The sequence below is a fragment of the Paenibacillus sp. Y930 genome (assembly GCF_056786375.1).
Genome location: NZ_JBXCIX010000001.1, coordinates 1,081,259 through 1,095,633, shown reverse-complemented (window position 1 = coordinate 1,095,633; position 14,375 = coordinate 1,081,259). Strand labels below are relative to the sequence as shown.

Below are 14,375 nucleotides of genomic sequence, written 5' to 3'. Positions count from 1 at the left end.
AAGAGTTAGCGTCCCATATGATAGTACTCATTTGAATTAGAGGCTAAAGATCGCAACGATTAATAATACGATAATGAATGTACCGATAATTATGCTTCGTGCTCTACGTTTAGCTAATAATGGCTGCTCTACAAGCTTCATATATAAGGATACAAAATCTCGTTTCGACCATAGTTCCCATTGTAGGTTAAAGAGATTGATTGCAATATAGGTTAGCAAGATAATGACAGCGAATGGTGCATATCCCGGTACTTGTGTTAGTGCAAAGCAACTTACAGAAAGGAATATTAACCATACTTTTAATTGTCCGAAGTCTCGAAGCAATGATTTAATATATAAATCTCCGATTATACTACCGAGATTGTTTCGATTGATTAACCGTTGTGACTGACTAAAGAGTATAGGTTTTTTGCGTTTACTTGTTGAAGTTAACTCCATCGACTGACTGAGAATCATCCCTGTAAATTGAAGTTTATTCTCATTGGCATTAGACAAATGCTGCTGAAAGTTAAGTGGGGTCATTGCATATTTTTTAATCATTATGAGCGCGACGATAAGATTAATTATAATGCCAACCCAGTATGGGAAAACATGATCGAGATAAAGGAATATAGGTACGAATATGATACAGCTGTTGATTATGAAAATGAGTAGTTGTAGTAGCCATTTCTTCCACCAAGCTGCTGTAATCGTCCAACGATGATTTACGATCAACGGAATGATACTACTAATCGCAACATACGCTACAAGCATTAATATATGTAGAGCAGTCCACTCGCTAACTAATACTAGAAATGGAAGTAGTACTAGCGGTACACATAAACTTAGAAGCTGAACAATGAACCAAGAATATATCAAACCATAACGCTTTAATGACAATAGCCATCGGGGCTTCTGAAGCAATACGACTTGATCAGCATCTTCTACCAATAAAGTGATTTGACCAATGGAGACAATAATCGTAATGATGATTAAACTAACTATATCCCATGGAATATTAATTGCCCACTGAGGTATTTCCAGCCACCACTCACGATAAAATCCGATGAATATAACAACAGCTGGGATAAGGATATAAAGCCAAACTGACCAGTCAAAAATACTATCTACTACTTTGTAAATTCGTAAGTAATGCTGTTTCAGTCGAACTTTGAATAATTGAGCCATTGTTAGCACGACATCACATCCGTTGTTAACGTATTAAAGCAGTCAAATAAAGTAGCTTGGTCATCTAGATCAGCAGCCATTATTATTTCAGCTAAAGTTCCGCTAGCTACAACTTTCCCTTGATGAATAAGCACAAAAGAATCGCATATACGTTCGGCAGTGTCAAGCATATGAGTACTCATCAGTACACCAGCACCTTGAGCTCTTGCATCGTCAAGTAACGACAAGAAATCAATTGTAGCTTGGGGATCAAGTCCGACAAATGGTTCATCCACAATAAATAAGTCTGGTTCTAAGATGAAAGCGAGAATGAGCATAAGTTTCTGCTTCATCCCTTTGGAAAAGCTACTTGGATAATGATGCTTCTGGTCTACGAGTTTAAATTGCACAAGAAGTTTTTCTGCACGTTGTTCGAAGTCATTTTCTTCAATTCCATTAACAGAAGCTACAAACCACAGATGCTCCCATAATGTGAAGTATTCATAATAGATCGGTTGTTCTGGGACGTATGCGTAACTACCTGATTGACCCCCTATGTCAACATGTCCAAGGCGGTAGGGTGTAATGTCCATAATAGATTTAATTGTAGTGCTTTTTCCAGCGCCATTAGGGCCGATTAACCCTACTAGTTCACCTTGATGAATTTGGATATGTATAATAGATATGGTTGCAATATTTGGTTCATATCCCGCTTCCGTTATATTAACATCGAGTATCAGCTTTGCTTTATTTGAGTTCGATTTCATATAAGCCTCCTCATTAACATCGATAGTTTTGTATACGTCATTAACGTGAATTTGTTTCATTCTTACTCAGCGGAGAGAACTAATCTCTTCACCTACGCCGTAGCGTCCCCCGACTTGATCTCTTTGCTATAGCTTTAACCTATACCTAAGTATAGATTTTTGGAATTATTTATAATATGTACAACATGATACTCTTAAGTCAAATGAATTAAGGGAGCGATCATGATGGTGAAAAGTAGTTTGCTTGGTTATCCACGTATAGGAGAACAACGTCAATGGAAAAAGGCTTTAGAAAGTTTTTGGAATGAGCAAATCAACGAGCAACAATTACTAAGTCAATTGCAGGAAATTAGATTGCAGCATCTTAGTAAGCAGAAGGAAGCGGGAATTGATTACATTCCAGTTAATGATTTTAGTCTCTATGACCAAGTGCTTGATACATCAACAATGCTTGGCTTAATTCCAGAGCGTTTTCAGTATAATGGCGGAGTCGTATCAACAGAGCTTTACTATGAAATTGCCCGTGGCTCGAAGGATGCAACTGCAAGTGAAATGACGAAATGGTTCAATACGAATTATCATTACATCGTACCTGAACTTGGCAATATTGAGCCGCAATTAACGGTAAACCGTCCACTTACTGCTTATCAAGAAGCCAAACAACATTTAGATATTGAAGGTAAACCCGTTTTGCTAGGCTTGTTTACATTTGTAAAGCTATCGAAGGGTTATCAGCGTGATCAATTTACAGCTTGGATTGAAAAACTGCTTCCATTATATATACAGATTGTGCAGGAGCTCGAACAAGCAGGTGTGCAATGGATTCAAGTCGATGAGCCAGCTATCGTGCAACAGCTATCAGACGAGGAGCTTACTACGTTACAGCGTATATATCAGGTGTTAGCCGAAGCGGCACCAAAGCTACAAATTATGCTGCAAACGTATTTTGAAAGTGTTGAACGTTATGAGCAAATTGTTCAATTACCAGTAGCGGGTATAGGCTTAGATTTTGTACATGGGGTAGAGCAAAACATTGCAAATATTACACAGTATGGCTTCCCAGCTAATAAAGTATTGGGTGCAGGCGTCATTGATGGGCGAAACATTTGGAAGGCTAATTTGTCAGAGCAGCATCAACTACTTCAATCATTGAAGGAGCGAGTAGGAGAGCAGCAATTATGGGTTCAGTCATCATGCAGTCTATTGCATGTTCCTGTAAGCTTGAATCGTGAAGTTGCATTGCCAGAAGCTATTCGTAACGTTATGGCCTATGCAGATGAGAAGATCGTAGAAATCGTTCAATTAACGTTAGCGATTAACTGTGTTGATATTGGCTACTTGACCCAAATCGAACAAGACAAAGCAGCGTTTGCAACGTTTAACAATTTAGCACAACGCAATCAACAGCAAGTGTATGCAACGATTGAGCAATTGAAAGAAACAGGTCTCGAGCGCTCAGTTCCATTTGCTCAGCGTTATAACGAGCAGCAACAGAAGCTGGAACTGCCAATTTTACCAACAACAACGATCGGAAGCTTCCCGCAATCATTGGAAGTTCGTCAAGCTAGACAGTTATGGCGCAAGGGCGAATGGTCGGAGGAACGCTACAACACATTTATCGAGGCGGAAATTGATCGTTGGATTGCTTATCAAGAAGAGCTTGGTTTAGATGTTTTCGTTCATGGTGAATTTGAACGTACCGATATGGTTGAGTTTTTCGGTGAAAAATTAGGTGGATTCGTCTTCACGAAAAATGGCTGGGTGCAGTCATACGGCTCTCGTTGTGTGAAGCCTCCCGTTATCTATGGGGATGTAACCTTTATCGAGCCGATGACGGTGAAGGAAACAGTGTATGCGCAAGCGCAAACGGATAAACCAGTCAAAGGAATGCTAACAGGACCAATTACCATTATGAACTGGTCATTTGTACGCCAAGATATTGCTAGAGAAGAGGTTGCTTATCAGCTAGCCTATGCATTGCGCCAAGAAGTTGAGGCATTAGAAGCAGCAGGTATACCAATTATTCAAGTCGATGAGCCTGCCGTAAGAGAAGGACTACCATTAAAAGCGAATGAACAACAAGCGTATCTTGACTGGTCGATTCGAGCGTTCCGTATGACTACTTGTACTGTGGAGGCAACAACGCAAATTCATACTCATATGTGCTATTGTGATTTCCACGATATGATCGCTTCAATCGAGTCGATGGATGCTGATGTTATCTCGATCGAAACTTCACGTAGCCATGGTGAATTAATCGGTAGCTTTGAACAGAATACGTATCCACAAGGGATTGGACTTGGTGTATATGATATCCATAGTCCACGCGTTCCAGCTGTAGCAGAAATGACAACGATGATTGATCGTGCCCTGCAAGTGCTGAGTCCGAACATTTTCTGGATTAATCCCGATTGTGGACTTAAGACACGTAAAGAAGCAGAAACGATCGATGCGCTTCGTAATATGGTTACGGCTACGCTAGAGGCGAGAGCAAAGCTGCAAGTGCAAGTGTAAGCATAACGGTAAGTGGATATTCTCCGAAGACGTAGTAGTTGCTACTTACTAGGGAAGATAGACGATGACGTTGCATACAAAAATGCCGAGTTTAGGGGGGAATTACTGCCCTTGCTCGGCATTTTTTATGTTCATTTTTTTCATACGGTAGTAAGATAAGATGAATGTGCACAAACTTAATATAACTGATAAAGTTATCGTGATAAGTCAACTAGAAAAGAGGTTATCGGTAATGAAAGAGCAGAAAAAAAATCATTCTTACGTTCGACTGATGTGGAGCATGATGAAGGTTGGCTTACTAGGCTTCGGCGGTGGACCATCGGTCATGCCACTATTCCGTCATGAAGCAGTACATACATATCAATGGATGGATGACGATGAATTTGGAGAAATACTAGCTATAGCTAATGCATTGCCAGGTCCGATTGCGACTAAAATTGCGGCGTACTTGGGATATCGCTTAAAGGGCGTGAAAGGTGCGATCGTTGCTGTACTTGCCCATATCATCCCTTCTAGTGTAGCCATGATTGCATTAATGTCAGCAGTATATTTCTTGAATGGCTCTCCTATTGTGCAAGGAATGATTAGTGCGGTTATCCCTGTTGTAGCAGTTATGCTTGGCGTTATGATGTATGAATTTGCGGCAAAAGCAGTTAAAGGACTTGGTAAGTATATAGGTGTAGTAAGTTTTATATTAGCGTTTCTATTATTGCAAGTAATTGATATTCATCCTGCTATTGTTATTATTGTATTTCTAGCATATGGAACGGTACATTTCCGCATAATGTCAAGGTGGAAGGTGAAACGACAGCAGGAGGGTGATATATAATATGGACTGGCTGGAATTGTTAAAATTATTTATTGGTTTCTTTGTTGCAAATGTACTGGGCTATGGTGGTGGACCTGCCTCGATTCCATTGATGTATCGTGAAGTGGTGACGAACTATGAATGGTCAACAGCTGCTGAGTTTTCTAATATTCTCGCACTTGGTAATGCACTGCCAGGTCCAATTGCTACAAAAATTGCTGCTTATGTAGGGTACGATGTAGGGGGTGTTGTAGGAACTATTGTCGCTTTAATGGCTACCATTATCCCTTCAGCAGTTGCTCTTATCTTATTATTGAAAGTACTTCGAAAACATCGTCAATCTAATGTCGTGAAAGGAATTGGACTACTTGTTCAGCCTGTTATTGCCATTATGATGTTAGTACTTACATGGGAAATGGGACAAAGCTCAGTAGAAAGTATTGGTTGGCTGCAATCCATATTGATCGCGGCCGTTGCATTTTGGGCGATGCAGATGAAGAAAATTCATCCCGCTATTGTCATGATTGCTGCTTTTGCTTATGGGGGTATCGTGATACCGTATATTTAGGCTCAATAGTGTATCGAAATAATAATATCTCTAAAATTTTGTGATAATTTATGGTAGTATATATTAGTATATAGAAGATACATAATATTGGGTCCTTACTATAATTGTTGGAAGGTGTTGTGAGATGGCGATATTAAGTGTTATTAAATTCGACGGTCTTAGAAATCGTGAATGGGTAGTGTATCGTTTTCCTGGTGAAGAGTTCAATACAGGATCTCAACTTATTGTAGGTGAAGGCCAGATCGCAGTTTTTATAAGAGGCGGCCAGGTGTTGGATATATTTTCAGCGGGAACATATACATTAAGTACAAATAATATTCCTATTTTAAGTTCGCTAATTAATTTGCCGTTTGGTAATCGAACGCCATTTACTACTGAAATCTATTTCATTAATCGAGCTGCCAAATTAGATTTATACTGGGGTACGACAGATCCGATTACTTTAATAGATCCTAAATATTCCGTGCGAATGCGAGTTCGTGCGCATGGTCAAATTGGTTTGAAAATTGTAGATTATAGAGTTTTCATAACTGAACTTATCGGATCACTTGGTGATGGAAACATAGTGAAATATGATAATGTTATCCAATTTTATCGCGGATTAATTGTTACGAAAATAAAGACATTAATATCCTCAATTATTATTAATCGAAAAATCTCGGTTTTAGAAATCGCACCGTTATTAGAAGAAATTTCAAGTGAAACAAAGAGTAATTTACATGAGGAATTTGATCGTTACGGAATTAGTGTCTTGAATTTCTATATTACTTCTATTAATTTCCCGGACGAGGATTTTGCACTCATTAATAGTATTTTAGGAGATAAAGCGGCATTTGATATTATTGGTGATAATCGTTATAACGTGAAACGTACATTTGATGTGATGGAGACGGCAGCTGGTAACGAGGGCAGTGGAGGCTTAGCAGCCGCAGGGTTGGGTCTAGGCATTGGAACAGGAGCTGGTGTTACGCTAGGTCAAACATTGAATCAAAATGTAGCGAATACGGTACAAACCGCTCATATAGCATGTTCTAATTGTCATACGATGAATGATTCCCATTCGAAGTTTTGTTATGGTTGTGGTAACAAAATGGCACAGGAGCAGTTACAATGTCCTTCTTGCCAAGCAGCGATAACTAGTAATATGAAATTTTGTGCGCAATGCGGTTGTTCCTTAGCTAAGCCGAAGTGTAGTCATTGTAGTGCTGAATTAGCAGTTGGTGCTAAGTTTTGTGCTGAATGTGGTACGAAAACGGAGGGTGATGCTTAATGAGTTTATCTAAAATGTTGAAGCTATGTGCATGCTTCATACTTGATGCAGCTCTTATTGTAAGCTTTACTTATTTCTTTGCGCTATACTCGTTACTGGACCTTGCCAAATCAACATTGATGCTCATCGTGTTATTATGCGGCCTTGCAATATGGAATTTGATCATTTTGGCACCTAGAGAAGTTATGAATAAGCTAGGAATTGTATATTCAGTGTTCGTACTATCGCTATTAGCCATTTATCCATTCGTTGCGATTATCACTTCGATATTACTACTTCCAGTAAATACGATCTGGTATTTTACAACTCAACTTATCGTCGCCTTTGTGTTTATTATGATTGTCGCAATCATTTTGCCATTTGGCAAAAAACAAGAAGCTGAGCGAGAAGCTTCCGAGCAAGTGGCAGCTGCAGGTGATCGACTGTCGTTGTTACTTATGCAAATTGATGATGTAGTCGGGGATCATGCGGAGACTACTAGTTATAGTCATTTGAATGATCAATTTAATCGTTTGAAAGAAAGATTACGTGCATCAACGCCTTTCACAAAAGTGAATCAGAAGATCATCGTAAGTGAGATGGAGCGCGAAATTATTGATGAGCTGCATACGTTATATCAACGATTAAAGCCGGAGCAAGTACATAATTTTGTTGCCATTCAAGCTACTATGGATCATATCCAAAAGCTTGTTAAGCATAGAGAGCAACTATTAATTAAATAGGAGAGATTACAATGAATGAAAACAGATGCCCTGCATGTGGCGCATCAAATGCCATAAACAGTACACAATGTAAATATTGTGGTGAAGCAATTGTAGTTCAAGCAGCCGCTCAAACTGCTGCCGCACAGGCTCAACAACAACCAATGTATCAACAACAACAACCTTTCGTTCAAAATATTTATCATCAACCACCTCCACCTCAGCAACCGGGACAAACACTTATCGTGTCTACGAAAAGTAAAGTAGTAGCGGGTTTACTAGGAATTTTATTAGGTGGTTTAGGAATACATAAATTTTATCTAGGTAAAATATTCCAAGGTATACTCTATTTAATATTCTGCTGGACATATATCCCAGCCATTGTTGGTTTTATTGAAGGTATTATCTACTTATGTACTTCCGACGAGAATTTTGCTCGTAAATATGGAAAACGTGCATACCAACCCTATCAATAACAATGCTATAATTGTGGTCTGACACATCGAAAAAGAGCCTAAATCCGATTAGTAAAAATAATCGTACTTAGGCTCTTTTCTATGATGAAACGGTATGCTTTTCAATAAATGTATTGATCTCGTTAATCTGTGAGCTGTTGCTAGATGGAACGGTATAAGTAGCGCCCCAGTATCCGGTTGCTGCTGAGCCTTGAGCAGGAAAGCCATATAGGTCAAGATCGTGAAGAATACGATGCATATAGCGTAATGCCTCAAGATTTCGTTGCTCAGAAGCGATATGAAGTAAAGAAATCAAATTGTTCATATCTGCGGTAAGATCTTTTTCTGCGGGTAAACCATCTCGAATAGTTTCGTATTCCGCTTGTTGAAGAAATGTAGAATCAATAACTTTTGTCCAGCTGTCGGTTGCTTCCGGTGTATAAGCTTCAATTCGCCCGCCCATGAGAAAATACTCAGATTGTGCATGCAGCGACCTTAGCTTCTCGAGAGCATTGTATTCTTTAGAGTTCTGATCCATTAAATACTCTTGAGAGGGGAATTTAATAGGCTCATTATCTATCACATCAGCCTTATCTTCCAGACCATACAATTTAGCATAATAAGTCGCCTTTTGTTGCTCGGTTTGTATAGCTTTGTTAGTAAGTGTTATGGTTACAATTATGGCGGATATAAATGCTACTATACTAATCGTACTAATAAGTAATCCAATTTTGTTTTGTTTCACGTCTATTATCTCCTGTTGAATAAATGAATTCGAGTTACTGTTGAAAACACTCAAATATACATTATACTGCAAAAGCTATTTATAACACCTTGAAATTTTTTACTATCAGCGATAAAATTCACATATTAGCTTTAGTATGCACCGAATAGTACAACATAATTAGGAGTAATATCGGAAGTTATTGCTGTAATTGTAATGACAAAAGTAGGGGCAAATGCTCGATAATTACGCTAAATGTGATATAGTAGGAAGAGAACATAATAAGAAAGAAAAGTGGGATACAGATGATTGTCATTAAAACAACGGAAGAAATTATGAAGATGAAGCAAGCAGGAGAGATTCTAGCTGCTTGTCATAAAGAAATAGCAAAAATGATTAAACCAGGTATAAATACGATGGAAATTGATGAATTTGCTGAGAAATTTATGCTCGATCATGGAGCTACTCCAGAACAAAAGGGATATCATGGCTATCCATTCGCAACATGTGCATCTGTTAACGATGTGATCTGCCACGGTTTTCCTAGCAAGGAAATGATCTTGAAGGATGGAGACATTGTAACGATTGATATGGTTGTCAATCTTAATGGTTGGTTAGCAGATTCTGCATGGTCGTACGGTGTAGGTCAAGTTACTCCTCAAACACAAAAATTACTAGATGTCACCAAGGAATCTATGTATAAAGGGATTGAGAAGGCTGTTATCGGTAACCGTATTGGAGATATATCTAATGCGATTCAAGTATATGCTGAGGCTGAAGGTTTCTCTGTCGTACGTGACTTTATTGGTCATGGTATCGGCTCTGAGATGCATGAAGAACCACAAGTTCCTCATTATGGACCAGCAGGTAGAGGTACACGCTTGAAGGAAGGTATGGTACTTACGATAGAACCTATGCTCAACGTTGGGAAATATCATGCCCAATTAGATGCTGATGGGTGGACCGCAAGAACGGCAGATGGTAGCTTATCCGCTCAATACGAGCATACACTTGCTATTACAGCTGATGGACCATTACTAATTACACAACAAACCTAATATAATGCCCGAGCATACTATGCGATTCCACAATGCATTGATCTGCTCGGGCATTCTTCAGTTTAGATGAATGTACAAATTATAGCTACAGAGTATAAATACGAGGTGCCTATGTTACAACCATTTTTACAACAATATAAAGATTTGGTACAGCTGAATGATGTTCAGCAAAAAGCAGTGGAGCATTTTCAAGGTCCAATATTATTGCTTGCATCACCAGGGTCAGGTAAGACGACGACCATTATTATGAGAATAGGCTATCTTGTTAGCTATCACAAAGTTCAAGCTGATCAAATTATTGCGGTTAGTTTCAGTAAAGCATCAGCTCGTGATATGAGTTTACGCTATGAACGGTTTTTCCCTGAGCTTCCGAAAGTGAAATTTTCCACAATCCACAGTCTTGCATTTGAAATTGTCATACAAGGATTACGGAAGCAAGGAATCGCGTATGAAGTAATCGATGGTTATGACAAAAAACCAGCTGAAGAAGTAGTCGAGCAAGAAGTTAGACTTCATAAAAATATTATATTACGACAACTGTATGAAAAGTTATTTCATGAAAAACTGAAAGATGAACTGCTGGATGAATTATTGACCTATATTAGCTATGTGAAAAATAAAATGATTCCGCCCGAGCAATGGAGTTCGATCCCTTGTAAAGTGAAGCAAGCGGACGAATTATTGCGTATGTATGAACAGTTTAAGCAATCACAAGAGAAGCTATTGCTAGATTTCGATGATATGCTCGTCTATGCCGAGAAAACATTACGAGAAGATATGGCAATTCGGAATATATACAAGCGCAAATATCGTTTTATGTTAACGGATGAAAGTCAGGATACTTCGTTAATTCAGCATCATATTATTGCACTACTCGTTGAAGATCATCAAAATCTTTGTGTCGTTGCAGATGATGATCAATCGATATATAGCTGGAGAGGTGCAGAACCTACTTATTTATTATCGTTTAAGCAGCATTATCAGACCGCTGAAATTTTGTATATGGAGCAAAATTATCGTTCATCGCAAGAAATTGTAACGATAGCTAATCAATTTATAAGGAAGAATCATAACCGATATCCGAAGATGATGTTTACCGAAAATGCAGCTCGCGAGCTTATTCAGTTTCATGATTTTCCATCTGTACAAGAAGAAATTAATTATATTGCAAGTAGCTTACAGCAATCTGATCAGTTACAAGAAGTAGCTGTACTATATCGTAATCATTACTCATCTATTATGCTCGTTAATGAGCTAGATCGCAGGGGAATTCCGTTCTATATGAAGGATGGAGATGATCGTTTTTTCTCTCATTGGGTCGTTGAAGATATTTTGAATTTTATGAGATTAAGCTATACCGATCGTCGAATGGATATATTTGAGAAGCTCGCGATGAAAATGAATGTATATTTATCCAAACAGCAAATAATGCAATGCAAACAATTGCATGAACAGGAGTCGATATTCGAATTATTGCTAACTAAAGTGACGTTGAATGACTACCAACCGGAACTCATTATTCGTGCTCAGCAAACGATTCGATTACTCCGAGATATGAGTCCTGTTGAGGCGATTCAGCGCATCCGCAATGATCTAGGCTATGATAAAGCAATTATTGGATTATGTGAACGGTTAGGTTTCCGCAAGGAATATTTACTTAGTATCCTTAATAGCTTAGAGGGAATTGCTGAAGGTCAACAAACATTAGCACAATTTGCAGAGAGATTGAAGCAACTTGAGCAAGCTCAACAACAAGCGAAAAACAAAAAGCGAGAAGCCGTTGTAACCTTGTCTACGCTACATAGCGCAAAGGGGTTAGAATTCAATGTTGTCTTTATGATGGATCTAGTCCAGCAAGTCATTCCATCGCGTACGGATCAAGATAGTAGGGAGTTAATGGAAGAAGCGGCTAGACTGTTCTATGTAGGGATGACCAGGGCAAGGCATAGCTTGCATTTGATAACGGTACAACAGTGGCAAAATGAGCGAGCGAAGGAATCAGAATTTGTACAAGCAGTAAAGAGTATTCAAAATTTATTGCCGATGATGTTGGAGCAAACGATGTCAGCGCAAATTCAGCAAAAGCTTGATCATATCGTCAATCATCAATCGTCAACGATAACGCAATTTAGTACTGCGAGCAAAGTGAAGGCTACGAATGCGAACGCAATTAAAGATGCGAACGCATTAGTCGTTGGTATTAAGATTACCCATGAACAATTCGGTGACGGTACTATCGAAGACGTACAGTCCACCAAAATTAAAATCAATTTTGTGGAGCACGGATTGAAAACACTACAAGTTGAGATGTGTATTACGCAAGGATTGTTGGAATTACAGCCGTAAATGAATAAGTAGGATGGAGTAGGTGGATAGGTGACGGTAATGCTTGAACTAAGAAATATTAGTAAAAGCTTTCAAGAAGACGTCTCAGAGAAGCAATTGTTTCAAAATGTATGTGCCAATATTTCAAATGGGCAACGAATCTGTTGCACTGGAGAGTCTGGACAAGGGAAAACTAGCTTGCTACGAATTATAGCGCGCTTAGATGTTCCGAGTAGTGGTCAGCTGTACTGGGGTAATCTTGAAGCTCCAAAGTGTGATGTTATGCAATGGAGGCAACAGATTCATTATGTTGCACAGCATGCCGTTATGCTGCCAGGGACAGTGGACGATAATTTGCAGTTGCCGAGCCTATTACATGGTAGAGATTTTCAGCAAAGTAAAGCGCAACAATTGATGAATCAATGTGGACTTGAACATATAGATTGGCAGTCTGTAGCAGCAAGTCTTTCTGGCGGAGAAAAGCAAAGACTTGCATTAATTCGCGGCCTATTGTTGGAACCGAAAATATTATTGCTTGATGAAGTGACGGGCTCATTAGACGCTCATAATCGAGATTTGGTTGAATCATTATTACTTCAATGGATCGATGAGACAAATGGAGCATACGTATGGATTTCTCATGATGCTAATCAAGTGAGTAGAGTTAGTAATGAGCAATGGCATTTTGCGCAGCATCAGGTTACGATTTGTCAGGGGGAATCATTGACATGAGCATGTTGAGTCTTAGTTTCACTTTATTGTTTATTGCGGTAACCATATTAATTTCGATGAAAAAGAAGTTGCTGCTAGAAAAAGATATATTTATCGGCACAATCCGGGCAAGTATTCAGCTTATTGCGATTGGTTACATTCTTAACTATGTGTTTGCAACCGAAAATATTTGGCTGTTTTTTGCGATTATTACGATTATGATATTAGTTGCGGCACATAATGGCGCAAAGCGAGGTAAAGGCCTTCGCGGAGCGATGTGGAAAATTGCTTTATGTATTTTCCTAATTGAAATCTTTGTTATGGTCATTTTACTTGGCATGAAAATTATAGAGCCTACCGCCCAATATATTATTCCACTTAGCGGTATGACGATCGGTAATGCCATGGTAGTATCCAGCTTATTTCTTACTCAATTGAAGCGAGAAACAGAATCATCGCGTGAAGAAATAGAAACTTTACTTGCACTCGGAGCAAATAGTAAACAAGCACTGCAAAGCTTACTAGTTCGTTCTGTGAAATATAGTATGATTCCTACAATAGATAGTTTGAAGACAGTCGGTTTGGTTCAATTGCCTGGAATGATGACCGGGATGATTATTGCGGGGGCAAGTCCAATCGAAGCGGTTAAGTATCAGTTATTGATTTTATTCACGCATACTGGTGCCGCAGCGTTAACGAGTATTATATTAAGTATGTTATTTCATAAAAGTGTATTAACAGCTGACTTACGGATGCAAAAAACAACATCTGAATAATTGATTATATTAACGAGTCAAGAACAATTGTGACTTGATTCGGGAGATGAATTGGTTTCGGATAAGCGATGACTTAATACCGTCTCAATTGTCTGACATGTGGGAATGGTAGATGAGTTCAAAGGAGTTTTTTTTGCTAGTGTGCATCTAGTTTTTCTATAACGTAAAAATGCCGAACTTAGAGGATGGGTATCATCCTGATAAGTTCGGCATTATTTAATTCCATTTCATCATTGCGTATCATTTTACGTAGCGTCTAACTACTTATTTGTTACCTTTCAGCAAGAAGAATTCACATGTTTGACGAGGGTGATATGTAATATCACCAACGGATGCCTGAGTTACGATCTTCTGATCATCAAAGCGTACAATGATCGCTCTGTTATCAATGATCTGATTATCTTGAAAAACACGAATCTTTTTTTCTTTGTCTAATGCCTCTTGAAAATCAACATCAGACATTAAGCGGTATAGTAAGGACATATTTCCTCCATCTTGTTCGTTGATTATTCCATTATATAGACAATCACAATCAATTGGAATGAGAAAGCG

General features: G+C 38.7%; 14 protein-coding genes. 10 read left to right on the top strand and 4 right to left on the bottom strand.

Annotation, left to right across the window (positions count from 1 at the left end; genetic code table 11):
- Nucleotides 1–36: 36 nt before the first annotated feature.
- Together AC1TO5_RS05195 and AC1TO5_RS05190 are read right to left on the bottom strand one after the other, a co-directional pair.
- Nucleotides 37–1,167, bottom strand: a complete 1,131-nt coding sequence (locus tag AC1TO5_RS05195; protein WP_482061830.1) for an ABC transporter permease — start codon at nucleotides 1,165–1,167, stop codon at nucleotides 37–39.
- A gap of 2 nt (nucleotides 1,168–1,169) precedes the next feature.
- Nucleotides 1,170–1,913 carry an ABC transporter ATP-binding protein gene (locus AC1TO5_RS05190; protein WP_482061699.1) on the bottom strand — a complete coding sequence of 248 codons (744 nt, stop codon included), beginning with the start codon at nucleotides 1,911–1,913 and terminating at the stop codon, nucleotides 1,170–1,172.
- Nucleotides 1,914–2,138: 225 nt separating this feature from the next.
- On the opposite strand from AC1TO5_RS05190, the gene metE reads away from it, so the two are divergent.
- From metE to AC1TO5_RS05160, 6 genes are all read left to right on the top strand, one after another.
- Nucleotides 2,139–4,427 (top strand): 5-methyltetrahydropteroyltriglutamate--homocysteine S-methyltransferase, encoded by a 2,289-nt coding sequence (gene metE / locus AC1TO5_RS05185; RefSeq protein ID WP_482061829.1) that lies wholly within the window; start codon nucleotides 2,139–2,141, stop codon nucleotides 4,425–4,427.
- Between the two features lie 232 nt (nucleotides 4,428–4,659).
- Complete coding sequence (gene chrB / locus AC1TO5_RS05180) at nucleotides 4,660–5,256, top strand: chromate efflux transporter ChrB (RefSeq protein WP_482061698.1); 597 nt, start codon at nucleotides 4,660–4,662, stop codon at nucleotides 5,254–5,256.
- A 1-nt stretch (nucleotide 5,257) separates the two neighbouring features.
- Complete coding sequence (chrA, locus tag AC1TO5_RS05175; RefSeq protein ID WP_482061697.1) at nucleotides 5,258–5,803, top strand: chromate efflux transporter ChrA; 546 nt, start codon at nucleotides 5,258–5,260, stop codon at nucleotides 5,801–5,803.
- A 124-nt stretch (nucleotides 5,804–5,927) separates the two neighbouring features.
- The gene (locus tag AC1TO5_RS05170) at nucleotides 5,928–7,073 is read left to right on the top strand and encodes an SPFH domain-containing protein (protein ID WP_482061696.1); all 1,146 of its coding nucleotides are present in this window, start codon (nucleotides 5,928–5,930) and stop codon (nucleotides 7,071–7,073) included.
- Nucleotides 7,073–7,795, top strand: coding sequence for a hypothetical protein (locus AC1TO5_RS05165; protein WP_482061695.1), 723 nt, complete (start codon nucleotides 7,073–7,075; stop codon nucleotides 7,793–7,795). The genes AC1TO5_RS05170 and AC1TO5_RS05165 overlap by 1 nt, the downstream gene beginning before the upstream one ends.
- A gap of 221 nt (nucleotides 7,796–8,016) precedes the next feature.
- On the top strand, nucleotides 8,017–8,250 hold the full coding sequence (locus tag AC1TO5_RS05160) for a TM2 domain-containing protein (protein WP_482061828.1): 234 nt from the start codon (nucleotides 8,017–8,019) through the stop codon (nucleotides 8,248–8,250).
- 79 nt (nucleotides 8,251–8,329) lie between these two features.
- On the opposite strand, the gene AC1TO5_RS05155 is transcribed toward AC1TO5_RS05160, so the two are convergent.
- The gene (locus tag AC1TO5_RS05155; protein WP_482061694.1) at nucleotides 8,330–8,974 is read right to left on the bottom strand and encodes a hypothetical protein; all 645 of its coding nucleotides are present in this window, start codon (nucleotides 8,972–8,974) and stop codon (nucleotides 8,330–8,332) included.
- Between the two features lie 284 nt (nucleotides 8,975–9,258).
- On the opposite strand from AC1TO5_RS05155, the gene map reads away from it, so the two are divergent.
- From map to AC1TO5_RS05135, 4 genes are all read left to right on the top strand, one after another.
- The gene (gene map / locus AC1TO5_RS05150; protein WP_482061693.1) at nucleotides 9,259–10,011 is read left to right on the top strand and encodes a type I methionyl aminopeptidase; all 753 of its coding nucleotides are present in this window, start codon (nucleotides 9,259–9,261) and stop codon (nucleotides 10,009–10,011) included.
- Between the two features lie 111 nt (nucleotides 10,012–10,122).
- Nucleotides 10,123–12,357 (top strand): ATP-dependent helicase, encoded by a 2,235-nt coding sequence (locus AC1TO5_RS05145; RefSeq protein WP_482061692.1) that lies wholly within the window; start codon nucleotides 10,123–10,125, stop codon nucleotides 12,355–12,357.
- Between the two features lie 39 nt (nucleotides 12,358–12,396).
- The gene (locus AC1TO5_RS05140; RefSeq protein WP_482061827.1) at nucleotides 12,397–13,068 is read left to right on the top strand and encodes an ABC transporter ATP-binding protein; all 672 of its coding nucleotides are present in this window, start codon (nucleotides 12,397–12,399) and stop codon (nucleotides 13,066–13,068) included.
- Nucleotides 13,065–13,823 (top strand): ABC transporter permease, encoded by a 759-nt coding sequence (locus AC1TO5_RS05135; protein WP_482061691.1) that lies wholly within the window; start codon nucleotides 13,065–13,067, stop codon nucleotides 13,821–13,823. The genes AC1TO5_RS05140 and AC1TO5_RS05135 overlap by 4 nt, the downstream gene beginning before the upstream one ends.
- A gap of 264 nt (nucleotides 13,824–14,087) precedes the next feature.
- Here AC1TO5_RS05135 and AC1TO5_RS05130 read toward each other — a convergent pair whose 3' ends face one another.
- On the bottom strand, nucleotides 14,088–14,306 hold the full coding sequence (locus tag AC1TO5_RS05130) for a hypothetical protein (RefSeq protein WP_482061690.1): 219 nt from the start codon (nucleotides 14,304–14,306) through the stop codon (nucleotides 14,088–14,090).
- Nucleotides 14,307–14,375: the final 69 nt, after the last annotated feature.

Excerpts from the sequence above, each read along its gene's own strand:
- AC1TO5_RS05195 (WP_482061830.1), bottom strand. The coding sequence starts at position 1,167 with ATGGCTCAATTATTCAAAGTTCGACTGAAACAGCATTACTTACGAATT.
- AC1TO5_RS05190 (WP_482061699.1), bottom strand. The coding sequence starts at position 1,913 with ATGAAATCGAACTCAAATAAAGCAAAGCTGATACTCGATGTTAATATA.
- metE (WP_482061829.1), top strand. The coding sequence starts at position 2,139 with ATGGTGAAAAGTAGTTTGCTTGGTTATCCACGTATAGGAGAACAACGT.
- chrB (WP_482061698.1), top strand. The coding sequence starts at position 4,660 with ATGAAAGAGCAGAAAAAAAATCATTCTTACGTTCGACTGATGTGGAGC.
- chrA (WP_482061697.1), top strand. The coding sequence starts at position 5,258 with ATGGACTGGCTGGAATTGTTAAAATTATTTATTGGTTTCTTTGTTGCA.
- AC1TO5_RS05170 (WP_482061696.1), top strand. The coding sequence starts at position 5,928 with ATGGCGATATTAAGTGTTATTAAATTCGACGGTCTTAGAAATCGTGAA.
- AC1TO5_RS05165 (WP_482061695.1), top strand. The coding sequence starts at position 7,073 with ATGAGTTTATCTAAAATGTTGAAGCTATGTGCATGCTTCATACTTGAT.
- map (WP_482061693.1), top strand. The coding sequence starts at position 9,259 with ATGATTGTCATTAAAACAACGGAAGAAATTATGAAGATGAAGCAAGCA.
- AC1TO5_RS05145 (WP_482061692.1), top strand. The coding sequence starts at position 10,123 with ATGTTACAACCATTTTTACAACAATATAAAGATTTGGTACAGCTGAAT.
- AC1TO5_RS05140 (WP_482061827.1), top strand. The coding sequence starts at position 12,397 with ATGCTTGAACTAAGAAATATTAGTAAAAGCTTTCAAGAAGACGTCTCA.
- AC1TO5_RS05135 (WP_482061691.1), top strand. The coding sequence starts at position 13,065 with ATGAGCATGTTGAGTCTTAGTTTCACTTTATTGTTTATTGCGGTAACC.
- AC1TO5_RS05130 (WP_482061690.1), bottom strand. The coding sequence starts at position 14,306 with ATGTCCTTACTATACCGCTTAATGTCTGATGTTGATTTTCAAGAGGCA.